The sequence below is a fragment of the Rhodoferax sp. UBA5149 genome, from assembly GCF_002413825.1.
Classification (GTDB): Bacteria; Pseudomonadota; Gammaproteobacteria; order Burkholderiales; family Burkholderiaceae_C; genus Rhodoferax.
Genome location: NZ_DHXT01000152.1, coordinates 1 through 23,334 on the forward strand (window position 1 = coordinate 1; position 23,334 = coordinate 23,334).

Genomic DNA, 23,334 nt, shown 5'->3' on the forward strand with positions numbered 1-23,334 from the left:
CAGGCGGTTCTAAAAACCGCCTGAAAAAAGCCGCAACACCTTGATGAAACTGGTTTGCTGATTTTTTACCGAGTAGTCACCTGACTACCCAGTAAAGCCGAAAATTATAACATCCCCATCTTCGCCTTCATGCCCCAAGACCTCACCACGACGCTCCAGGCGCTGCGCAGCGGCCACACCAACCCGGTGGCAGAAATTGAGCGGGCCATCGATGCGGCGCAATCAACGCGCTGCAAGCATGTTTTTCTCAAAACCACGTTTGACGAAGCCCGCGCCGTCGCCAGCTCCGCGGACATCCTGGAAAAGCCGCTGGCGGGCCTGGCGGTATCCGTCAAAGACTTGTTCGACGTCGCCGGGCAAACCACCAGCGCCGGCTCGGTCGTGCTCAGCGGCGCCCCACCAGCAACGCAGGACAGTCCGGCCGTCGCCCGCTTGCGACGCGCGGGTGCCGCCTTTATCGGACGCACCAACATGGTTGAATTTGCGTTTTCGGGCGTTGGCGTCAATCCGCACTTTGGCACCCCCGCCAATTCGAGCGCGATCGACGTGCCCCGCATTCCCGGCGGGTCTTCGTCGGGCGCTGCCGTCTCCGTGGCAACGGGCGCCGCCTTCATCGGTCTGGGGTCGGACACGGGCGGCTCGATCCGCATTCCGGCAGCCCTCAACGGCATCGTCGGCTTCAAAAGTACGGCCAGGCTAGTTCCGACCGACGGCGCACTGCCCCTGTCCAGCACGATGGACACGGTCTGCGCCCTCACCCGATCCGTACCCGACGCGATATTGGCTCACGAGCTATTGGCCCGGCGACGGGTAACACGCAGCCTGGCACCGCTTGGCGCCTACCGCCTGGGCGTCGCCAACACGCTGATGCTCGACGGACTGGACGCCACGGTGTGCCGCGCCTGGCAGCGCACGCTGACAACCCTGCGCGATGCGGGCGCCCGCATCGAGGAAATCGCGCTGTCCGAGATCAATGAACTGTCCCAAATCCAGGCCACCGGCGGCTTTTCGGCCGCTGAGAGCTACGCCTGGCACCGCGATTTGCTGGCACGCAGAGGCCAAGACTACGACCCTCGCGTCGCCGCCCGCATCCAGCGGGGTGCGGCAATGAGCGCTTGCGATTACCTTGCGCTTCAGGCTGCCCGGCGCAGCTGGATTGAGAGAATGGACGCGGCCATGCAGGGCTTTGATGCCTTTTTGTCGCCCACCGTACCCATGGTGGCGCCACCCATTGCGGAAGTCGCACCGGGGCCCGAGCGCGACGACGCCTTCTTTCGCGTCAACGCCCTGTTGCTGCGAAACACCAGTGTGATCAATATGCTCGATGGCTGTGCTATGTCCCTCCCCTGCCATGCACCGGACGAGTTGCCCGTTGGTTTGATGGTCTGGGCGGGCGCGATGCGTGACGACCCGGTGCTCAACATAGCGCTTCAAATCGAGCAGTTACTACAAAAATAATAGCTGCTCGCGCATATTTCACGGGGGCTAGAGGCCGATTACACTTAATCAATTGAGGACAGAGCTCCGCTTCGTTGCGGTCTGTCCCGCAAGGTTTATAAGAAAAAAAAGGGATTCATGAAGATTGCAGTCATTGGCGCCGGCATCATCGGCGTCACCACGGCCTACGAGTTGGCCTGTGACGGACACGAAGTCACCGTGTTGGAGCGGCGCGGGGCCGCCGCCGAGGAAGCCAGTTTTGCCAATGCCGGCCTCGTCGCGCCGGGCTACATCACGCCCTGGGCCGCACCCGGTATGCCGACCAAGGTGTTTCAGCACTTGTTCAGCCGCTACGCACCGGTCAAAGTGGGGCTGCCGCTCTCGGCGCGCGAGCTGGCCTGGATGTGGCGCTGGTATCGCGCCTGCCAACTTGACATCTATCTGGCCCACCGGGCCCACCTGCAACAGCTGGCGTTTTACAGCCGCGAGCGGCTGCACCAGATCACGGCCAATCTGAAGCTGGAATACGAACGCAGCGACGGCTACATGGTGCTGCTGCGGTCCGAAAGGGACAACAAAATGGTGCAGCCTGGTCTGCAGGTGCTGCGTGATGCGGGCGTGGCATTCCAGGAGCTCAGCCCGGTGGATGCGCGCAAAATTGAGTCCGCGCTCAATCCCGACACGGCATTTTTCGGCGCCGTTTATTTGCCGGACGACGAAGTGGGAAACTGCCGTCAATTTGCCCTCTTGCTGAAAAACGAGGCGCAACGACTGGGCGTTAAATTTTCCTTCAACACCACCGTGACGCAGGTGCAGCCGTCCGCCGGGGTGGCGCTTGGCATTGCCGGCGAAACCACAGCACGCCACTATGACGCCGCGGTGATGTGCGCCGGCCTGGACTCGGCCCAGCTGTTGGGCGCTTTAGGCTTGAAGATTCCGCTGGCAGCCGTTTACGGCTACTCGGTCAGCGCGACCATTCGCGAGCCACTCAACGCGCCCCGCAGTGCCGTCATGGACGAGCGCTACAAGGTCGCCATTTCGCGCCTGGGCAACCGCGTGCGGGTGGCAGGCAGCGCCGAACTCGGCGGTTCACTCAACAAAAAACGCGGCAGCACCCTGCAAACTCTTTACAAGGTGTTACACGACTGGTTTCCCGGCGCCGCCAACTTGTCCCATGGCGTGCAGGAATGGAAAGGCGCACGCCCCATGCTGCCGGACGGGCCACCCCTCCTTGGTCGTAGCGGCATCGCAGGACTTTGGCTGAACCTGGGGCATGGCTCCAGCGGCTGGGGCTTAAGTTGCGGCTCGGCCAGAGCCGTGGCCGACCTGATCGGGGGCAGAACGCCGGACCTCGATGTCACCGGGTTCGGCGTCGAACGGCTTCGTGCCTAATGTGTTGACACAATAGGGTGTTGACAGACAATTGACGCCATGAGCCCCGAACTCTCCCAAAAACTGGCCGCCGCGGTTGACGGCATGCCCGCATTTCCCAAGAGCGTCCAGAAAATCCTGGAGCTGACGCGGGACGTCAATTGCTCGCCCAAGGATCTGGTGCAGGTCATCGACAAGGACCCGGTGGTCGCGGTCAAGGTGCTGCGGGTCGTCAACTCCGCCTACTACAGCCTGCCCAAGCAGATCACCTCGATCAACCATGCGGTGGTGTATCTGGGCTTTAACACCATCAAAAACCTGGCCTTGAGCATTGCCGCCATCGGCATGCTGCCGGCCGACAATGCCGCGGGCTTTGACGGCGAACAGTACCTGGTTCACTCGCTGGCCACCGCCAGCATTGCCAAGCAACTGGCGCTGCGGGTCGACGGTGCCGACCCAATGGATTGCTTCATGGCCGGCCTGCTGCACGACTTTGGCAAAGTGGTGTTTGCGCAGTTCATGCCGCAGGAGTTTCGCCGGGCCCTGGAAACCAGCCAATGGAATGAAACCTCGCTGCATCTGGCCCTGCGCGACGTCATTGGCGCGGACCATGCCGTGGTCGGTGCGATGCTGGTGGAAAAATGGCGTTTCCCCTCGGACCTGATTGAGACCATTCGTCACCAGTACAGCCCGGAGCTGATGGATACGCCCATGATTGCCTGCGTCTTTGCCGCCAACCAGATCAGCAAAAAGCTGGAATTCGGCTTTGCGGGCAACCGCTGCGTTGAAGAACTCCCGCCCACCATAGCCAAACGCCTGGGCGGCACGCTGGACGAAGTCATTGCCTCGTTGGGCGACCTGACACCGGTGTTTGAGGACGCTAAAATATTTTCAAAGATTTGAGGGCAGCGCATGAAAGTCAGATTTTGGGGTGTGCGGGGTTCCATTGCGTCACCCGGCCCGAACACCGTGCGCTATGGCGGCAACACCACCTGCATTGAGATTCGCACCGACAACAACGAGCTGATCATCATCGACGCCGGTACCGGCATCTTTCCCCTGTCCCAGACGCTGCTGGCCGAGTTGCCGGTGACGGCCAATGTGCTGATCTCCCACTCGCACTGGGATCACATTCAAGGCTTGCCTTTTTTCATCCCCAACTTCATCCCCGGCAACCTGTTGCGGCTGCATGGTGCGTTTGACCCGGTGTCCGGCAAAGGCGTGGAGCAGGTCATGTCGGTGCAGCTGCAATACAGCTATTTTCCGGTGCGTGAAGCCGAGATGAAAGCACGCATTGAATACGTCACGCTGGCGCCGGAACAAAGCATCCAGATCGGCTGCGCCACGGTCACACCCTATCTGATGAACCATCCGGTCATTGATTTTGGCTACCGGATTGAAGCCAACGGCAAATCGGTTTTCTTCACCGGCGACCATGAGCCGCCCCAGAACATTTATGAGCCGGGTGACGAGGGGTACGCCGAGTACCAAAGCTTCGTCGATGAAAAAGCCGATAGCATCCGGCGCGCCATGCGGGGCGTGGATGTGCTGATCGCCGACTGTTCCTACACCGAGCAGGAGTACCTGGCCAAAAAGGGTTGGGGTCACGGCACCTTCAAGTCCAGCATCCAATACGCCCAAGATGCCGGGGCCAAGGTCTTGTTTTGTACGCATCACGAGCCCACTCGCACTGACGACGCGCTGGAGGCGGTATTCCGGCAAGTGTTGATCGACAACCCAGCGCAAGCCGGGGGCCCCGACTATCGGCTGGCCCGCGAGGGCGAAACCTACGAGTTCTAGGCTTTATGCTGAAAATTGATTTCCGCTCACGTCAGGCCTTGTACAGCGTCGATGCCACCCGCCGCATCGAACACGCCGCCCAGGCGGCGCTGCCCTCCCATACCCTGATGCAGCGTGCCGGCCTCGCCGTGGCGCAGCTGGCGCTGGCGATGGCGCCGCACGCGCGGTGCATCTGGATTGCCTGCGGCCCCGGCAACAACGGCGGCGACGGGCTGGAAGCCGCCATGCACCTGCAGCGCTGGGGCAAATCTCCTGTGGTGACCTGGCTCGGCAGCCCCGACAAAGCGCCGCCCGACGCGGCCGCGTCGTACCAGCGCGCCGTCGCTGCCGGCGTCACCTTCGCCGACACACCGCCGCACGACTACGATTTGTGCATCGACGCGCTGCTGGGCGTGGGTGCCGACACGCGTGCGCCTGAGGGCCGCATGGCCGAGTGGATCGAAAGAATCAACGCGGGCCCCGCCGCCGTGCTGGCCGTGGATATACCGACCGGGCTGCAGGCCGACACCGGCGTTGCGGCGCAGCCCAGCGTCAAGGCCCAACACACCTTGAGCCTGCTCACCCTCAAACCCGGCTTGTTCACGGCCCATGGGCGTGACGCCGTCGGCACCGTGTGGCTGGACGATCTGGCAGCCGATCATGGCAGCGCCGCCCAAGCGCAGGCCGTCGCGCCCACCGCCTGGCTGGCAGGCGCGCCGATGGCGGCGGCACGCCTGCATGCCTCGCACAAAGGCAGCTTCGGCGATGTGGCCGTGGTTGGCGGCGCTCCGGGCATGACCGGCGCGGCCCTGCTGGCCGCGTCCGCCGCCTTGCACGCGGGCGCGGGCCGGGTCTTTGTCGGCCTGCTTGACGGCGGCACCCTGAGCGTGAACACGGACCAGCCCGAGCTGATGTTCAGAGCCGTCAATGCGCTGGACTTGCATGCCATGACGGTGGTCTGTGGTTGCGGTGGCGGCGATGCGGTCCACGCGCCGCTTCTCAAGATATTATCGACGTCCGCCCTCCTGGTTATTGATGCAGACGCTATCAATACAATAGCAAACGACACTCAACTCCAAGCCTTGTTGAGCGCGCGGTCCAGGCGCCTTGCGGCCACCGTACTCACCCCTCATCCACTGGAAGCTGCCCGCCTGCTGGGCAGCACCGCCGCCCAGGTGCAACAGAACCGCATGGCGGCCGCGCAGCAACTGGTACAGCGCTTTGCCTGCACCGTGGTGCTCAAAGGTTCCGGCACGGTCATCGCGGCGCCCGGGCACACGCCAGTCATCAACCCCACCGGCAACGCCAGATTGGCCACGGCCGGCACGGGCGATGTGCTGGCCGGCATGGTGGGGGCACGCCTGGCTGGCGGACTCGACGCCTTTGAGGCCGCGTGCCACGCCGTCTACCAGCATGGTCTTGCCGCCGACCGCTGGCAAAACGATCCGTCCTTGACGGCTGGAACCCTGTCTCGTTTACTATAAAAATAATAGCGTATCGCGCAGCCTGCATGAGGGCTAGAGGCTGATTTTGTATAAAAGGTAGATTGGATGATCTCTCTCAATATTTCAGTCAATTTCCAGCAAAGGTGTAGCCTCGGTGCGAATGCTGCTGCCGACCTGGCGCGAACAGGCCCGATCAACCTCGTCAGATGCACTATCCTTACGCGGGTAGGAAACCCTTGAAGCTGCATCAACCCCGATAGAACAGAGGCATCACCGAGCGAATCTGTATGAACTTGAATCTCTTTCAGTCGCGCTCGCTCAAGACCAGAATCACCCTCTTCACGCTGACCATTTTCGTGCTCAGCGTCTGGGCGCTGGCGTTCTACGCCAGCCGCACGCTCCACCATGACATGCAAGACCTGTTGAGCAAGCAGCAGTTCTCGAGCACTTCTTTCATCGCGGCCGAAGTTAATCAAGGGTTGCAAGACCGCTTGCGGGGGCTGGAAAAGGTTGCCCAAACACTGAGCCCGGCCATTTTGGGCAATAGCGCAACCCTGCAGAAGTTCCTGGAAGAGCGCCCGGTTCTTGAAGGCGCGTTCAACGCGGGGGTCATCGTCCTTGATCCTGATGGCACCGTTATCGCCGAAGTGCCGCGCTCGGCGGGACGGATCGGCACCAATTACATGGACCGGGATCACATCATCGGTGCGCTCAAAGAGGGTAAAACGATGATCGGCCGGCCGATCATGGGCCGCACGTTGCGGGTTCCGCTGATCGCCATGGCCACGCCCATTCGCGATGCGCAAGGCAAAATAATCGGTGCACTGTCCGGCGCGACCAATCTGGCTGTGGCTAATTTCCTGAACCGGATTTCGGAGGGCAGTTTTGGCCAGAGCGGCGGTTATTTTCTGAACGCACCGCAGTACGGGCTGGTGGTCACCTCCTCCATCAAAAGCCGCATCATGGCAGCGCTCCCGGCGCCCGGTGTCAGCCCGATACTGGACCGCTACGAGCGGGGCCATGAAGGGACTGATATTTTCATCGACCCCCGCGGCGTGGAAGTGCTGTCATCCGTCAAAAGCGTTCCAGTGGCGGGCTGGTACGTGGCTGTGCAGCTGTCCACGGCAGAAGCCTTTGCGCCCATTGACGCCATGCAGCAGCGCCTGCTGCTGGCCACGCTTTTGCTCACGCTGCTGGCGGGGGCGTTGACCTGGTGGATGCTGCGACGCCAGCTGTCACCGCTGGACTCCACCGTCAAAACACTGGCCACCCTGTCGGCTACCGAGCAAGCCCTGCAAGTCCTGCCCATCACCAGCCAAGACGAAATCGGCCAACTGATTGGCGGCTTCAACCGCTTGCTGCTCACCCTGAATCACCGCGAGACTTTGCTCAAACAGATTTTTGACACGGCCAGCGTCGCGATCTTTTTAATCGATCGCGGCGGACGCATCACACAAGCCAACCAGCGCATGGTCGAGATGTTCGGCAGCACGCTGGAGACGCTGGTGGGGAGCGAATACTTCGCCATGGTGCACCCGTCAGAGCGCGAGGTGGCGCGACAGAACACGCTTGCCTTGCTGAGCGGCGCCATCCCCTCGGTGGATCTGGATCGCGTCTATTGGCGCGCCGACCAAACCCAGTTCTGGGGGCATCTGACGTGTCGCAGTTTCCTTGATGCCAACGGGGCGGGGCGCATCCTGGTCTGCGTGATTGCTGACATCAGCGTGCGCAAAGCGCAACAAACGCAGCTCCAACTCGCCGCGCAGGTATTGGAACAAAGCCGCGAAGGCATCACCATGACCGATGCCAACTGCAACATCATCATGGTCAACCATGCCTTCACTGAAATCACCGGCTACACCGAGGCCGAGATGCTGGGAAAGAACCCGCGTGTGCTTTCCTCCGGGCGCCACGACCAGGCCTTCTACCAGGCCATGTGGAACGACATCAACAGCAAAGACTGCTGGGTCGGCGAAATCTGGGACCGACGCAAGGACGGCACGGTGTTCCCCGAGTGGATGACGATCTCGGCCCTGCGCGACGAGCAAGGGCAGATCACGCACTACCTCGGCAACTTCAGCGACCTGAGCAATGCCAAGGCGGCGGAAAACCGCATTCAATGGCTATCGCATTTCGACGCCCTCACCGGCCTGCCGAATCGCACGCTGCTGCGGGACCGAACCACGCACTGCATCAGCATGGCGCAGCGTGCCAACGAACCCGTGACCATGATGCTGATGGGCATTGACCACTTCAAGGCCATCAACGACACCCTGGGCCATGAAATGGGCGACGAGCTGCTGATCGCAATGGCCAAGCGGCTCAGCGACGCGGTGCGCGACCAGGACACCGTGGCACGCTTGGGCGGCAAGGAATTTGTTCTGGTGCTGCCGGGCACGCCTGCGAGCGGCGCGGCGCACCTGGCCACCGGGCTGCTGAGCAAACTGGCCCAGCCCTATCAGCTCGGCAGTCACGAGCTGACCCTGACCGCCTCCATCGGTATCGCGAGTTACCCCGACAACGGACGCGATTTCGACTCGCTGTTCAAGGCCGTGGAGATTGCCATGCACCGCGCCCAGGCCAATGGGCGCGGCACCTTCCAGTTCTACAGCGACGAGATGTTCCAGCAGGTGCTCGCGCGCGAGCACCTGGTCAACGCCTTGCGCAATGCGGCCGCGCTCGACCAACTGCAACTGGTTTACCAGCCACTGGTGGATTTGCAAACCGGACAGATCAGCGGTCTGGAGGCGCTGCTGCGCTGGCAGCACCCCGAGCTGGGGGCGATCTCGCCGGTCCAATTCATTCCACTGGCCGAAGAATCTGGCCTGATCAAAGGCCTTGGCGACTGGGTTTTACGACGGGCCTGTCGCGACATTCGCACCTGGCTGGACAAGGGCATCCAGGTCCCGCACGTGGCCGTCAACGTCTCACCGCTGCAGTTTCGCGATCCCGACTTGATTGCGCAAGTGAAAAGCGCCCTCTCCAGTCGCCAGATCGATCCCCGTCTGGTTTATCTGGAAGTCACCGAGTCTGCGCTGATGGATGATGTTCACCGCAGCGAGGCCATGCTCAGGGAGCTCAAGGACCTGGGCGTGAAACTCTCACTGGACGACTTTGGCACGGGTTACTCGTCCCTGAGTTACCTCAAGCGCTTTCCCTTTGACAAAGTCAAGATCGACCAGTCCTTTGTGCGTGACATTACCACCAGCCAGAGTGACAACGTGATCGTGAAGGTGATCGTCTCCATGGCCCATGGTCTGGGTCTGAAGGTCATCGCCGAAGGCGTGGAAACCGAAGCCCAGTGCGAGATCATGCGCACCAGCGGTTGTGATGAAATTCAGGGCTATTACTTCTCCAAACCCATCTCCGCCCAGGCCATCGAAGAACTGTTCACCGAAGGCCGCCAATTGCCGCCCCATCTGCTGCGCCTGCAAAAGCCGCAACGCACCCTGCTGCTGGTCGATGACGAGCCCAATATCGTGGCCGCCCTCAAGCGCCTGTTCCGGCGGGACGGGCATCTCATCCTGACCGCCAACAGCGGGGCTGAAGGTCTGGAAGTGCTCTCCAAGCACAAGGTCGACATCATCATCTCCGACCAGCGCATGCCGGGCATGACCGGCGTGGAGTTCCTGCGCGCCGCCAAAATCGCCTACCCCGACACCATCCGCATCGTCCTGTCGGGTTACACGGAGCTGCAATCCGTGACCGACGCGATCAACGAAGGGGCGGTCTACCGTTTTCTCACCAAACCTTGGGAGGATGAGCAACTTCGTGAGCAAATCCACAAGGCTTTTGAGTACACGGAACTGCTGGAAGAAAATCGGCAGCTCGACGTCAAGATCCGAACCACGAATCAGGAGCTGGTGGCAGCCAACCGGCAACTCGGTGACGTGCTGCAGAAGACGCGCCACCAGATCGAACGCGACGAAACCAGTCTGGCGATCGCGCGCGAAGCCTTGCAACACATTCCCCTGCCGGTGATTGGCGTGGACGACGAAGGTTTGATGGCCTTTGTCAATGCAGCCGCACAGCGCCTGTTCGCACGCGCAGGGCCGCTCGAGGGGGAGGAGTTGGCCTACGTCCTGCCGGCCATCGATGCGGCCATTGCCGCGGCGATCGAAGGGGTGCCTTGCGAGCTGCTGATTGATTCCACCCACTACCGGGTCGAGTGGAACAGCATGGGCGCCAGCTCGCGATCCCGCGGCAAGATCGTGACATTGAACAAGGTTGGGCCGAATTCATGAGCCACCAGGAACTTCATCTGACGCTGGCTCGCGCCGAGGCGGGCATGACGCTGGCGCGCACCCTGCTGGACACACAGGGCCAAGTATTGATGGTGCAGGGTAGCAAACTGAGCGACGCCACTATTTCCACCCTGCGCCGACGCCAGGTCACGGAACTCTGGGTGCTTGATCCCCAGTCGCCCACGGTTGACCTCCAAGCCCAGAAAACCGCGCTGCGTCAGTATCACCAAGAACGCCTGGCGCGATTGTTCCGGCATATCGGCAACAGCGCGGATGATCGCTATCTGCTGGATATCATGAGCCGTTACCGAGGGTCTGAACCGTCATGAACACGATCTTGCCTGACGAAATTCTGCAACATATTCACAACCTGCCGTCCTTGCCGACCGTGGTCATGGAGTTGCTGGCGAGTATTGGCCAGGACGATGTGAACATTGATGCGCTGGCCCAAAAGATCGCGCAAGACCAGGCGCTGACAGCCAGGACGTTGCGACTGGCCAATTCCTCTTTCTACGGCATGGCAAATCAGGTCACCACGATCCAGGAGGCCATCCTCATCCTGGGATTCAGAACCGTTCGCAGCCTGGCCACCACCGCCGCGCTGATCGGCGCCTTTGCCGGGAGCCCGCACAGCAGCTTCAATGTCACCCCGTTCTGGCGGCATGCCATTGCAGCGGCCGTTTGCGCCAGGGAACTGGCCGTCCACGTTCATCTCAATCCGGAACACGCCTACACCGCGGGCCTCTTGCACGACATTGGCCGACTGGTACTGGTGACCCAGTTCCAGCCCCATTACGAGGCCACCATGGCGCACCGGGCCCAGCTTGATTGCAGCCTGCTCGACGCTGAGCACGCCGTACTGGGCGTCGACCATGTGCTGGCGGGTCAGTTGCTCACACGGCACTGGAAGTTTCCCGAGGCCATGCAGCAGGCGGTGGCCAGTCACCATGCGCTCACCATCCATGGCCTGCCGTCACTGTCAGTGGTCGTCATGGCAGCGGACGCCATTGCGCACGCCCTGGACTTGTCCATGGACCACGATGACCTGGTGCCGTCGGTACCCACGGGTCTGTGGAAGCAACTCGGACTGGATGAAAAAGCACTGCAGGAGGTGTTTGAAAATGCCGAGAAACAATTTGCGGGTGCAAATCTCGTTTTAAACACATAAGGGATAAAGCGCATGATCAAACCCTACCAGTTGGCAGCGGCAAATAGAGCAAACCAAGCATGACCGAGCCCAATCCAGTAACAGACACCGGCGAGACGAAATTGCCCACGATTCTGTGCGTGGACGATGAGCCCAACATCCTGTCCTCACTGCGGCGTTTGTTTCGTACCAAGGGTTTCCAGGTGCGCATCGCAGAAGGCGGCAAAGCCGGATTGACGCTGCTGGAGACCGAAACCGTGGACTTGGTGATCTCCGATATGCGCATGCCAGAGATGGACGGCGCACAGTTCCTGGAGCAGGTCCGCAGCCGCTGGCCGGACACGGTGCGCCTGTTGCTCACCGGCTATTCGGACATCACCTCCGTCATCGAAGCCATCAACCGTGGCGAGATCTACCGCTACATCACCAAGCCGTGGGACGACAACGACATCGTGCTGATCGTGCGCCAGGCGCTTGAGCGCAAAGCCCTGGAGCTGGAAAAGAAACGACTCGAAGCCCTGAGCATTCGCCAGAATGAGGAACTCAAGGCGCTCAACGCCAGTCTGGAGGCCAAGGTCGAGGCACGTACCGCCCAGCTCAGTGTGGCCAATGATTCGCTGCAGAGTGCCAACGAGAAGCTCAAGACCAGCTTCGTCACCTCGATCAAGGTGTTCTCCACGCTGATCGAAATGCGCGGCGGCAACCTGTCCGGGCACTCCCGTCGCGTCGCAGACCTGTCACGGCGCATCGCACAAAAACTTCAGCTCGACAGCAAACAAGTGCAGGAAATCTTTGTCGCCGGCCTGCTGCACGAAATTGGAAAAGTAGGCTTTGCCGACGAATTGCTCAGCACACCCGTGGCCATGATGAAACCACCCCAGATGGATGCCTACCGCAAGCACGCGGTGCAGGCCGAGCAACTGCTGCTGCCGCTGCAAGATTTAAGAGGCGCCTCAGAGATCATCAGCGCACAGTTTGAGCGATTCGATGGCACCGGTTTTCCGGAACGGCTGGCGGAAGACAAAATACCGATCGGGGCACGGATTTTGACGCTGGCCAGCGATTTCGACAATATGCAAATTGGCACTTTGACACAGCGCCATCTCACCCCGGAAGAAGCCAGGATCATCATCGTCCATAGCAGCTGCAAACGCTACGACCCCAATGTGGTGACGGCATTCGTCGAGGTGCTCGGTGGCGCATCGCGGGAGGAAGCCGAGAAAGAGCGCATCAGTGAAATGGCGGTGATCGCCCGTGACCTGCAAGTCGGCATGGTGCTATCGCGCGACCTCATCACGCCCAATGGCTTGTTGATGTTGTCAGCGGACCATGTACTCGACGCGCGCATCATCAGCCGGATCATCAACTTTGAAAAATCAGGCGGCATGCAGCTGATCGCCTACATTCTCCAAGGGCGAAAAACCTGAGGACACGTCCTCAGAACCGTCGACCCGGCATGCTTAACCGCGGCCGGCAAATGGCATCTTGGTCGCCATCACGGTGTGAAACATCACGTTCGCCTCCAGTGGCAGACTGGCCATGTACAACACGGATTGACCCACGATATTCACATCCATCAAAGGCTCAATGGCAACTTCACCATTGGCCTGCGGAATGCCCGTGGCCATGCGCTGGGCCATCTCGGTAGCGGCGTTACCAACATCGATCTGCCCCACCGCAATATCGTACTTGCGGCCATCGAGAGAGGCGGCTTTGGTCAGTCCCTTCACCGCGTGTTTGGTCGACGTGTAGGCAATCGAGTTGGGGCGCGGCGTTGTGGCGGAAATGGAACCGTTGTTGATGATGCGCCCGCCACGCGGCGTCTGCGCCTTCATCACCCGAAACGCCTGCTGGATGCACAGAAACATGCCGGTGAGGTTGATGTCCACCACGTTTTTCCATTGGGCCAGCGTCAGGTCTTCCAGGGGAATGCCCGGCGCGCTGACGCCTGCATTGTTGAACAGCACATCCAACCGGCCGAACCTGGTCACGGTGGCCTCGAACAGTGCCTTCACGGAATCCGGATCGGACACATCGGTGGGCACAGCCAGCGCCCGTTCTGGCACGCCGCTGAGCATAATCACTTCGGCCAGAGGCCCGGGACGCCGACCTGCCAGCACGACCCGATAGCCATTGTCGAGAAGAGCAAGAACCACCGCTTTGCCAATACCCGTTCCGGCACCCGTCACGATGGCGACTTTTGAAGTTGAAGTCATGTCTATTTATTTACTGAAAAGGACGGTCGATCACATCAGGAGCGACGGCGTGATTTATTCCCTTTGTCCTTGTTCTTGGCGGTGGCCTGCCGGGCGCCCGCCTTCACGGAATGAATTGAGGATTTTGGAGTCCGTGCCAATGGTTCTGACATTTGCCGTGTCGGGCGCTTGGCAGAAGTACGGCCCGGGTCATCATCGAGATCGGCGTGACCACCGCCCTCACGCAGTGACCCTTTGTCTTTCACCACACGGGGGCCCAGTCCTTCCCCCTCATGAACCAAGCGGAAATCAATCCGGCGGCCATCCAGATCAACGCGGCTGACCTGCACCCGCACACGGGAGCCAATGGCGTAGCGCATGCCGCTGCGCTCGCCACGGAGCTCCTGGCGTGCTTCATCAAAACGAAAGTACTCGCCACCCAGTTCGGTGATGTGCACCAGTCCTTCAACATACATGGCATCCAGCGTGACGAAGATTCCGAAGCTTGTCACTGAACTGACCACGCCACCGTACTCTTCGCCAAGGTGCTCACGCATGTACTTGCACTTGAGCCAGGCCTCCACATCGCGACTGGCCTCGTCAGCGCGGCGTTCATTGGCGCTGCAATGCAGGCCAGCGGCTTGCCAGGCCTGGGTTTCGGGGCTCAATTTCTTGGGCTTTTGCCCTGGCTCAGCCACGCGCGCGGCCAGTCCTTTTTCAAGTCGGCGCGACAGCTTGGCATGGGCTTCGCCGGGCGTGGGCAACACTGGCAGTTGGTATTTGGACTTGGCCAGAATCGCCTTGATGACACGGTGCACCAGCAGATCCGGGTAACGCCGAATCGGGCTGGTGAAATGGGTGTACGCATCAAACGCCAAGCCGAAGTGGCCGTTGTTGACCGGCGTGTAGATGGCCTGCTGCATGGAGCGCAACAACATGGAATGAATCTGCTGCGCGTCCGGGCGGTCTTTGGTCGCTGCGGCAATGGCCTGAAATTCGCCAGGAGAAGGATCGTCACTGATAGACAAGCCCAAGCCAGTGACTTTGAGGTAATTGCGAAGAATTTCGATTTTTTCTGCTGTGGGACCCTCATGCACCCGAAACAAACCGGCGTGCTTGCTCTGGGCAATGTAATCTGCGCTGCAGACATTCGCCGCCAGCATGGCCTCTTCAATCAGCTTGTGCGCGTCATTGCGGGTGCGCGCCACGATTTTCTCGATGCGCCCGCTTTCGTCGCAAATGATCTGAGTCTCAACAGTCTCGAAATCCACGGCACCGCGGCGCACACGTGATTTCAGCAGCGCTTGGTACACATCGTGCAGATTCATCAAATCCGCCACCCGATCGTTGTGTTTGAGCGCCTCGGGACCCCGTGTGTTGGCCAGAATCGCCGCGACTTCCGTGTAGGTGAACCGGGCGTGACTCCACATCACCGCCGGATAAAACTGGTAAGCCGACACCTCGCCGTCCTCGCTCACCATCATGTCGCACACCATGCACAGCCGTTCGACTTCCGGATTGAGCGAACACAGCCCGTTGGACAACTTCTCGGGCAGCATCGGAATGACGCGGCGTGGAAAGTACACGCTGGTGGCCCGGTCGTAGGCGTCCACGTCAATGGCCGAACCGGTTTCCACGTAGTGGCTGACGTCGGCAATGGCGACCAGCAAACGCCAGCCCTTGGCGGCGGATTTCCCTTTACCGATTTTGGTCGGCTCACAATACACCGCATCATCGAAATCGCGGGCGTCTTCGCCATCGATGGTCACCAGTGACACGTCCGTCAAATCAACACGGTGCTTCTTGTCTTGCGGGCGTACCTTGTCGGGCAACGTGCGGGCCAGGGCAATACAGGCGTCAGAGAACTCATGCGGCACGCTGTATTTGCGCACGGCGATTTCAATCTCCATACCCGGATCATCAATCTCGCCCAGTATCTCTTTGACGCGTCCGACCGGCTGACCGTACAAGGACGGCGGCTCCGTCAACTCAACAACAACAACCTGGCCCGGTTTGGCCAGGCCGGTTGCGGCTTTGGGAATCAAGATATCCTGCCCGTAGCATTTATCTTCCGGGACGACGATCCAGATACCGCTTTCCTGCAACAGGCGGCCGATGATGGGTTGATTTAAGCGCTCGATGATTTCAACCACGCGCCCCTCGGGCCGACCCTTGCGATCACTGCGCACAATACGAATCTTGACGCGGTCTTTGTGCAGTACCGCGCGCATTTCGTTGGGAGGCAAATAGATGTCGGATTGACCGTCATCACGGGACACAAACCCATGGCCATCGCGGTGACCTTGAACTGTTCCTTCAACTTCATCCAGCAAGCCGCTGGTTTGGCTAATATTCTTGATACAATAACTCTCTTTCCTGAAATGCCCGGATGGCGGAATTGGTAGACGCGCACGGTTCAGGTCCGTGTGCCGAAAGGTGTGGAGGTTCGAGTCCTCTTCCGGGCACCAATATAAATGAATTCCGGGAATCTTTAATAAAGGTTCCCGGTCTTTTTTTGCAAACAAGCTGCTGAGAGTCCTTGGACTTCCAGCAGCTTTTTTGTTGTTCTGAAATAACTCAAGCGTTTTTTTTAAAACGGCTGCGCCACGAGATCGTGCCCCTGTGCGCCCACAATGCGGGCCTTGGTGAACTCACCAACCTTTAGCGTCTTGCTTATTTTTTCAGGTGGCAGCAGCTTTACCACGCCATCAATCTCAGGCGCGTCGGCATAGGACCGACCCACACCACCTTTTTTGCCCAAGCCAGGCGCTGAATCCACCAACACCTGCATGGTGGCACCTATGCGTTGTTGCAGCTTGGCCGCCGAAACGGCCTCGGCAACCGCCATGAAACGGGCCCGCCGTTCTTCCCGCAACTCGATCGGCAACATACCGGGAAGGTCGTTGGCAGCAGCACCCTGCACCGGGCTGTAGGCAAAGCAGCCGGCGCGGTCGATTTGGGCTTCACGCATGAAATCCAGCAGATGAGAAAACTCTTCTTCGGTCTCGCCTGGGAAGCCCGCAATGAAAGTACTGCGCACCACAATGTCGGGGCAGGCCGCGCGCCATTGCTGGATACGCTCCAGGTTCTTCTCACCACTGGCTGGGCGCTTCATGCGCTTGAGTACATCGGGGTGGCTATGCTGCAGCGGCACATCCAGATAAGGAAGCACTTTGCCTGTGGCCATCAAGGGAATCACCTCGTCCACACTCGGGTACGGGTAGACGTAATGCAAGCGCACCCAGGCGCCATAAGGCTCTGCCATCTCGCCCAGTGCCCGCACCAATTCCAGCATACGGGTCTTGATCGGCTTGCCGTCCCAGAATCCGGTGCGGTACTTGACATCAACGCCATAGGCAGAGGTGTCCTGGCTGATCACCAGCAACTCCTTGACGCCACCTTCAAATAGCGCACGCGCCTCCTTCAGCACGTCCCCAATGGGCCGCGACACGAGATCTCCCCGCATGGACGGGATGATGCAAAACGTGCAGCGGTGGTTGCAGCCTTCGCTGATCTTGATGTAGGCGTAATGCCGGGGCGTGAGCTTGATACCCGCCACACCGAATGCATTGGGCACGAGGTCGATAAAGGGGTCGTGCGGCTTGGGCAAGTTGGCATGCACGGCATCCATCACCTCCTGCGTCGCCTGCGGGCCGGTAACGGCCAGCACGCTGGGGTGCATTTTCCTGACCAGGTTGCCCCCACCCTCTGCTGCTTTGGCGCCCAGGCATCCGGTGACGATCACCTTGCCATTGGCTGCCAATGCCTCGCCGATGGTGTCCAGGCTCTCCTTGACCGCATCGTCGATGAAGCCGCAGGTGTTGACGATGACCAGATCGGCACCCTGGAAAGTTTTGGAGGTTTGATACCCCTCGGCACTCAGTTGTGTGAGGATCAGTTCGGAATCTGTCAGTGCCTTGGCACAACCGAGGCTGACGAAACCGACTTTGGGTGCAGTGTTGCTTTTTGTAATAACTTCGCTCATGTGTCCATTGTCCCAGCATTCGCCCTGGTCAGCGTTTGATCCCAAAAGCGCCCAGCATCTGGCCGGTTTGTTTTTGCATCTGTTCCTGCATTTTTGCCAACATGTTCTTGGACTGTTCCAGATTACCGCCCAACATGCCTTGCAGCACGGGAGATTGCAGGGCCATGAACTGCGTCCACATTTCCGGCGTCAATCCTTTGGACTGCTCTCCGAATTTGGTCTGAAAATCCGCCAATGACTGCATGTTTTTCTCCAGGTATCCGCCCATGAATCCCTGCATGGTGTGTCCATAAAACCGGATCACACTGGCCAGTACTGGCGCGGTAAACATGGGAGATCCATTGGCCTCTTCTTCAAGAATGATTTGAAGCAGGATGCTGCGGGTCAGGTCGTCGCCGGTTTTGACATCGCGCACCACGAAGGGCTCACTGTCCATCACCAGCTGTTTGACCTCTGCCAGCGTGATGTAACTCGACGTGTCAGTGTCGTAAAGCCGCCGGTTAGGGTATTTTTTTATAACGCGCTGGCTGACTTTTGTCTCAGCGGTTTTCTTGTTTTGCATGGGAATCCCTCTGGCTCAGACCAAGTCTGATTTAACTGTATTGCACTGCAACACATTTTAAAGAGTGTCCCATCGCAACGCCCCAAGGTTTACCCTGAGGATGCGTGAAAAACAAAATAGAAATTTGGTAGGCGCAATTGGACTCGAACCAACGACCCCCACCATGTCAAGGTGGTGCTCTAACCAGCTGAGCTATGCGCCTAAATACTATCCGAAGCTAAAAATTATAGCAGCAATCTTCGTATCCTCATTTCAAGGCAAAAGAATTATCGAATTGAAATGGATACGCGATAATTGACGTTTACGTCAACGTCAATTGCTTTTTATTGGAGTTTTACATGGACATCGCAGGCAAAGTATTCATCGTCACGGGCGGCGCATCGGGTTTGGGCGAAGGCACAGCCCGCATGCTGGCGGCCAAGGGCGGCACAGTCGTCATCGCCGACATGCAGGCGGAAAAAGGCGAGGCCATTGCCAGGGAAATTGGCGGCGCATTTGTCAAGTGCGACGTGAGCAACGAAGCGGACGGCCAGGCGGTGGTTGCCAAGGCCGTGTCCATGGGCAAACTCATGGGGCTGGTCAACTGCGCGGGCATTGCACCGGCCGAAAAAACCGTGGGCAAGAACGGCGCGCACAACCTCGGCGTGTTCACCAAATGCATCACCGTCAACCTGGTGGGCAGCTTCAACATGATTCGCCTGGCGGCTGACGCCATGTGCAAGAACGAACCCGAAGCCACCGGTGAGCGCGGCGTGATGATCTCCACCGCGTCGGTGGCCGCCTACGACGGCCAGATTGGCCAAGCGGCCTACAGCGCTTCCAAAGGCGGCATCGTCGGCATGACGCTGCCGATCGCGCGCGATCTGGCTCGCAACGGCATTCGCAACATGACCATCGCCCCTGGCATTTTCGGCACGCCCATGATGTTCGGCATGCCCAAGGAAGTGCAGGACTCACTGGCCGCCAGCGTGCCGTTCCCCTCACGCCTGGGCACGCCGCAGGACTACGCCAAACTGGCACAGCACATTTTCGAGAACGACATGCTCAATGGCGAAGTGATCCGCCTCGACGGCGCCATTCGCCTGGCCCCGCGATAGAGGTTTCGCTGATCCCCGGTCTGAGCGCATGTGATCGACGACTGAGCCCAGGCTGAGTCTTCGGGTTTCTACAATCACCCCATGTCCATTCCCCAGACCTTCATTCAGGAGCTGCTGTCACGCGCTGACGTGGTGGAGATCGTGGGTCGCTATGTCCAGCTCAAAAAAGGCGGCGCCAACTTCATGGGCCTGTGCCCCTTTCACGGGGAGAAATCGCCTTCGTTCTCGGTCAGCCCGGCCAAGCAGTTCTACCACTGCTTTGGCTGCGGCAAGAACGGCAATGCCATCAGCTTCCTGATGGACCACGCGGGCATGACCTTTGTGGAGGCGGTGAAAGACCTGGCCCAGCAGTACGGCCTGCAGGTGCCCGAGGACGAAGCCTCACCGCAAGACCGCGCGCGCGCCGCCGAACAGCGGGAAAAACAGGTCACGCTGTCTGACGTGCTTGAGAAAGCCGGCGAAGCCTACAAGAAACAACTAAAACACTCGCCTAAGGCGGTGGACTACCTCAAAGGGCGTGGCCTGTCGGGTGAAGTGGCTCGCCAGTATGGGCTGGGTTATGCGCCCGAAGGCTGGCGCAGCCTGGCCAGCGTCTTCCCCAGCTACGACGAGCCGCTGCTGGTGGAAAGCGGCCTGGTGATCCTGAACGCCGAGGAAGGCGAGGACGAGAAGCGCTACGACCGCTTTCGCGACCGCATCATGTTTCCCATCCGCAATGTCAAAGGCGAGTGCATTGGGTTTGGCGGGCGCGTGCTGGGAGATGAAAAACCCAAATACCTCAATTCGCCTGAAACACCCGTGTTCAGCAAAGGCCGCGAACTGTATGGCCTGTTTGAAGCCCGCAACGCTCTGCGCGAGCATGGCTATGCCCTGGTGACCGAGGGCTACATGGATGTGGTGGCGCTGGCCCAACTCGGCTTCCCCAACGCGGTGGCCACGCTGGGAACCGCCTGCACGGCGGAACATGTGCAAAAGCTGTTTCGTTTTACCGATTCCGTGGTGTTCAGCTTCGATGGCGACGCGGCGGGGCGGCGCGCGGCGCGCAAGGCGCTAGACGCCGCCCTGCCCTTTGCCACCGATGTGCGCAGCGTTAAATTCCTGTTTTTACCCGCAGAGCACGACCCCGACAGTTTCATTCGTGAATTCGGCAAAGAGGCCTTTGCACGCTATGTGAGCGAAGCCGTCCCGCTAAGCCGCTTCTTGATTGATGCCGCCCGTGAAGGCTGTGACCTGAACACCGCGGAAGGGCGATCACACATGGCCAGCAACGTCAAGCCCTTATGGATGCTGCTACCCGATGGCGCCCTCAAGATGCAGTTGTTGAGCGAAATTGCCGACACGGTGCAACTGGCCAGCCGCGAATTAACCGATCTGTGGACACCCAAGCCAGTCAGCCACAGCACCGAAAAATCAAAACGCTATCAAAATAATAGCGTAATAGGTAATGAATACGAGGGCTACAAGCCAAATTCTCGTAAAAAATTTGAGCCTCGCCCGCGTTTGGGTGGTCGCACGCTGCCAGCCAGCCGAGCCGATCATGCCACCCGGCTTTTGCTGGGCGACATGGCAGCGCTCGAAGTCTTGTCGGCCGAAGACCACGCCATGCTGTGCGAGCTACCTGAGCCGCACGGCCCCCTGTTCGTCTGGCTGGAAAGCGAGCTGCATGAACACGGCCCGCAACCCTGGGTGGCCTTGCGGGAGGGCCTGCGAGGGCACGAAGGCGAAGAACTCGCCCTTCGACTCATGGCCGATCACGAACTCGGTGACCTTGAAGAAGCGGACGAATCTGCCGCCGAACTGCGCAATCTCCTCAACCGCATGCTGGTCGAGCGAATCAAAATCCAACAAACCGAGGCCATCGCAGCCTCCAAAGCCGATCCCACCGCCCTCGTCCTCTACCGCGAGCTTCAGTCTCGCAGACTGCAACTGGAAGCTGCACTGTCGCAGGCTGATTGACACCGTAAGCTTGAAATGGCCAGGCATGGCCCAACTTGAGAGCTCAGTCGTCAGAAATTGATTTTTTGAAAACCCAAGGTATAATCCAAGGTTGATTTTCGGCAAGAGCGACAGCAGCACCTCCGGGCCCAGCCAAACGATGACACTGTTCACGACCGGCTAACCTACCGCAAGGACTGCACACCAAATGTTCGCCCTCACATCTTGCCACTGAGGATTTTTTCCTCTGTCACAAAAATTGCGTCGGTCGATTGCGGCGCCTGTTCACTCTGTTTGTTTTTGAAATTCTGAGGTTTTACATGCCTGTTCAAAAGTCCAAGAAGCCTGTCCAGTCCGCTGCAAAGCCCGCCACCAAGGTTGCCGCCAAACCGGTTTCCAGGTCCACGCCTCCCAAGGCTCTGGACAAAGTGGCGGCCAAGACCGTTATCAAGAAGCCCGAATTGAGAGTCAAAACAGTGCCCGCATCCAAGTCTCCCGCCAAAGCGCCAGTTGAATTGAAGAAAACCGCCCCCACCGCTGCGGCCGTCGAAGTTATTGTCAAGAAGAAACCGGGGCGACCGCCCAAAGCCGCGTCCGCCGATGCCGACGCAGCACCAAAAACCGGGGCCAAGCGGGGCCGTAAGCCCAAGAATGCGACCGCGTCCGGCGGCGGGGACGACATGGACATGTCCGATATCGAAGCCGATCTGGTGGGCGAACCGGTAGTCACAGGCGAAAAGGTCAAACCCCTGCGCATGAAGATCAGCAAGGCCAAAGAGCGCGCGCTGATGAAAGAGTTTGGCCTCGACGAAACGGTGCTGTCCGAAGAAGACATCGCCAAGCGCCGCCTGCGTCTCAAGGCACTGATCAAGCTGGGCAAGACACGCGGTTACCTGACGCACGGCGAGATTTCGGATCACCTGCCCGACAAGCTGGTGGATGCCGAAACGCTTGAGGTCGTGATCTCGATGCTCAACGACATGGGTGTGGCGGTTTATGAGCAAACGCCGGACGCCGAGACGCTGCTGCTCAACAACAATGTCTCGACCGCCGCGACCGAGGAAGAAGCCGAGGAAGAAGCCGAGGCGGCCCTTTCCACGGTGGACAGCGAGTTCGGCCGCACCACCGACCCGGTGCGCATGTACATGCGCGAAATGGGCACGGTAGAGCTGCTGACGCGCGAAGGCGAAATCGAAATTGCCAAGCGCATCGAAGGCGGCTTGATGGCCATGATGGAAGCGATCTCGGCCTCCCCCGCCACCATTGCCGAAATCCTGCGCCTGGGCGAAGACATCCGTGAAGGCAAGATCGTCATCACCACCGTGGTGGACGGTTTCTCCAACCCCAATGAAGCCGATGACTATGTGGCCGAGGAAGATTTTGATGAATTCGACGCCGCCGATGATGACGACGGCAAGGGTGGCTCCAAGGCGCTGACGAAAAAACTGGAAGAACTCAAGCGCGAGGCGCTCAGCCGCTTCGACCGGCTGCGTGAACTGTTTGAAAAAGTTCACAAGATCTATGACAAGGAAGGTTACGGCACGCCGAGCTACATCAAGACGCAGAAAGCCTTGTCCGAAGAGCTGATGTCCATCCGGTTCACCGCCAAAGCGATTGAAAAATTGTGTGACATGGTGCGCGCCCAGGTCGATGATGTCCGCAAGAAAGAGCGCGAACTGCGCCGCATCATCGTCGACAAATGCGGCTACCCGCAAGAAAACTTTATTGCCGACTTCAGTGGTCGCGACAAGCATGGCAACAAGGTTGCCAGCCAGTTGCTGAACCTGAAATGGATCGAGAAACAAACCGCCGCCGGCAAGCCCTGGAGCGCGGTCATGGGACGCAACATCCCGCCGGTGCAGGACCTGCAGCAAAAGCTGACCGATCTGCAATCCCGCGTGGTGGTGCCGCTGGACCAGCTCAAGGACATCAACAAACGCATGAACGAAGGCGAGTATTCGTCGCGCGCGGCCAAGAAAGAAATGATCGAGGCCAACTTGCGCCTGGTCATCTCGATCGCCAAGAAGTACACCAACCGCGGTCTGCAATTCCTGGACTTGATCCAGGAAGGCAATATCGGTTTGATGAAAGCCGTGGACAAATTCGAATACCGTCGCGGCTACAAGTTCTCGACCTA

General features: G+C 59.6%; 16 protein-coding genes and 2 tRNA genes. 13 read left to right on the top strand and 5 right to left on the bottom strand.

Annotation, left to right across the window (positions count from 1 at the left end; genetic code table 11):
* Positions 1-129: 129 nt before the first annotated feature.
* The 9 genes from B3V69_RS13180 (at position 130) to B3V69_RS13220 (ending at position 12,850) form a co-directional block, all read left to right on the top strand.
* The gene (locus B3V69_RS13180; RefSeq protein WP_296447237.1) at positions 130-1,458 is read left to right on the top strand and encodes an amidase; all 1,329 of its coding nucleotides are present in this window, start codon (positions 130-132) and stop codon (positions 1,456-1,458) included.
* A gap of 117 nt (positions 1,459-1,575) precedes the next feature.
* Positions 1,576-2,829 carry a D-amino acid dehydrogenase gene (locus B3V69_RS13185; protein WP_296447239.1) on the top strand — a complete coding sequence of 418 codons (1,254 nt, stop codon included), beginning with the start codon at positions 1,576-1,578 and terminating at the stop codon, positions 2,827-2,829.
* Between the two features lie 39 nt (positions 2,830-2,868).
* The gene (locus B3V69_RS13190) at positions 2,869-3,711 is read left to right on the top strand and encodes an HDOD domain-containing protein (protein WP_296447241.1); all 843 of its coding nucleotides are present in this window, start codon (positions 2,869-2,871) and stop codon (positions 3,709-3,711) included.
* A 9-nt stretch (positions 3,712-3,720) separates the two neighbouring features.
* The gene (locus B3V69_RS13195; RefSeq protein ID WP_296447244.1) at positions 3,721-4,608 is read left to right on the top strand and encodes an MBL fold metallo-hydrolase; all 888 of its coding nucleotides are present in this window, start codon (positions 3,721-3,723) and stop codon (positions 4,606-4,608) included.
* 5 nt (positions 4,609-4,613) lie between these two features.
* Positions 4,614-6,071: an NAD(P)H-hydrate dehydratase gene (locus B3V69_RS13200; RefSeq protein WP_296447246.1), complete on the top strand. Its 1,458-nt coding sequence runs from the start codon at positions 4,614-4,616 to the stop codon at positions 6,069-6,071.
* A gap of 248 nt (positions 6,072-6,319) precedes the next feature.
* The gene (locus B3V69_RS13205) at positions 6,320-10,276 is read left to right on the top strand and encodes an EAL domain-containing protein (protein ID WP_296447248.1); all 3,957 of its coding nucleotides are present in this window, start codon (positions 6,320-6,322) and stop codon (positions 10,274-10,276) included.
* Entirely contained in the window at positions 10,273-10,605 is a 333-nt protein-coding gene (locus tag B3V69_RS13210) for a hypothetical protein (protein WP_296447249.1), read from the top strand. The genes B3V69_RS13205 and B3V69_RS13210 overlap by 4 nt, the downstream gene beginning before the upstream one ends.
* On the top strand, positions 10,602-11,444 hold the full coding sequence (locus B3V69_RS13215; protein WP_296447251.1) for an HDOD domain-containing protein: 843 nt from the start codon (positions 10,602-10,604) through the stop codon (positions 11,442-11,444). Before B3V69_RS13210 ends, B3V69_RS13215 begins: the two co-directional genes overlap by 4 nt.
* 59 nt (positions 11,445-11,503) lie before the next feature.
* A complete protein-coding gene (locus B3V69_RS13220; protein ID WP_296447253.1) occupies positions 11,504-12,850 on the top strand; it encodes an HD domain-containing phosphohydrolase in 1,347 nt (448 codons plus the stop codon).
* A gap of 33 nt (positions 12,851-12,883) precedes the next feature.
* Here B3V69_RS13220 and B3V69_RS13225 read toward each other — a convergent pair whose 3' ends face one another.
* Entirely contained in the window at positions 12,884-13,639 is a 756-nt protein-coding gene (locus B3V69_RS13225; RefSeq protein WP_296447256.1) for an SDR family oxidoreductase, read from the bottom strand.
* A 35-nt stretch (positions 13,640-13,674) separates the two neighbouring features.
* A complete protein-coding gene (gene rnr / locus B3V69_RS13230) occupies positions 13,675-15,951 on the bottom strand; it encodes a ribonuclease R (RefSeq protein ID WP_296447257.1) in 2,277 nt (758 codons plus the stop codon).
* Between the two features lie 50 nt (positions 15,952-16,001).
* On the opposite strand from rnr, the gene B3V69_RS13235 reads away from it, so the two are divergent.
* Positions 16,002-16,086: transfer RNA gene (locus tag B3V69_RS13235), tRNA-Leu, on the top strand.
* Positions 16,087-16,208: 122 nt separating this feature from the next.
* Here the strand turns inward: B3V69_RS13235 and rimO are convergent.
* The 3 genes from rimO to B3V69_RS13250 all read right to left on the bottom strand — a co-directional run bounded on the left by rimO (position 16,209) and on the right by B3V69_RS13250 (position 18,367).
* Positions 16,209-17,603: a 30S ribosomal protein S12 methylthiotransferase RimO gene (gene rimO, locus B3V69_RS13240; protein WP_296447259.1), complete on the bottom strand. Its 1,395-nt coding sequence runs from the start codon at positions 17,601-17,603 to the stop codon at positions 16,209-16,211.
* Between the two features lie 28 nt (positions 17,604-17,631).
* Entirely contained in the window at positions 17,632-18,165 is a 534-nt protein-coding gene (phaR, locus tag B3V69_RS13245; protein WP_296447261.1) for a polyhydroxyalkanoate synthesis repressor PhaR, read from the bottom strand.
* A gap of 125 nt (positions 18,166-18,290) precedes the next feature.
* Positions 18,291-18,367: transfer RNA gene (locus B3V69_RS13250), tRNA-Val, on the bottom strand.
* A gap of 136 nt (positions 18,368-18,503) precedes the next feature.
* Here B3V69_RS13250 and B3V69_RS13255 point away from each other — a divergent pair.
* The 3 genes from B3V69_RS13255 to B3V69_RS13265 form a co-directional block, all read left to right on the top strand.
* Positions 18,504-19,262: a 3-hydroxyacyl-CoA dehydrogenase gene (locus B3V69_RS13255; protein ID WP_296447263.1), complete on the top strand. Its 759-nt coding sequence runs from the start codon at positions 18,504-18,506 to the stop codon at positions 19,260-19,262.
* An 81-nt stretch (positions 19,263-19,343) separates the two neighbouring features.
* Positions 19,344-21,218 (top strand): DNA primase, encoded by a 1,875-nt coding sequence (dnaG, locus tag B3V69_RS13260; RefSeq protein ID WP_296447265.1) that lies wholly within the window; start codon positions 19,344-19,346, stop codon positions 21,216-21,218.
* A 299-nt stretch (positions 21,219-21,517) separates the two neighbouring features.
* A partial coding sequence (locus tag B3V69_RS13265; protein WP_296447268.1) for a sigma-70 family RNA polymerase sigma factor occupies positions 21,518-23,334 on the top strand: 1,817 nt, incomplete at its 3' end.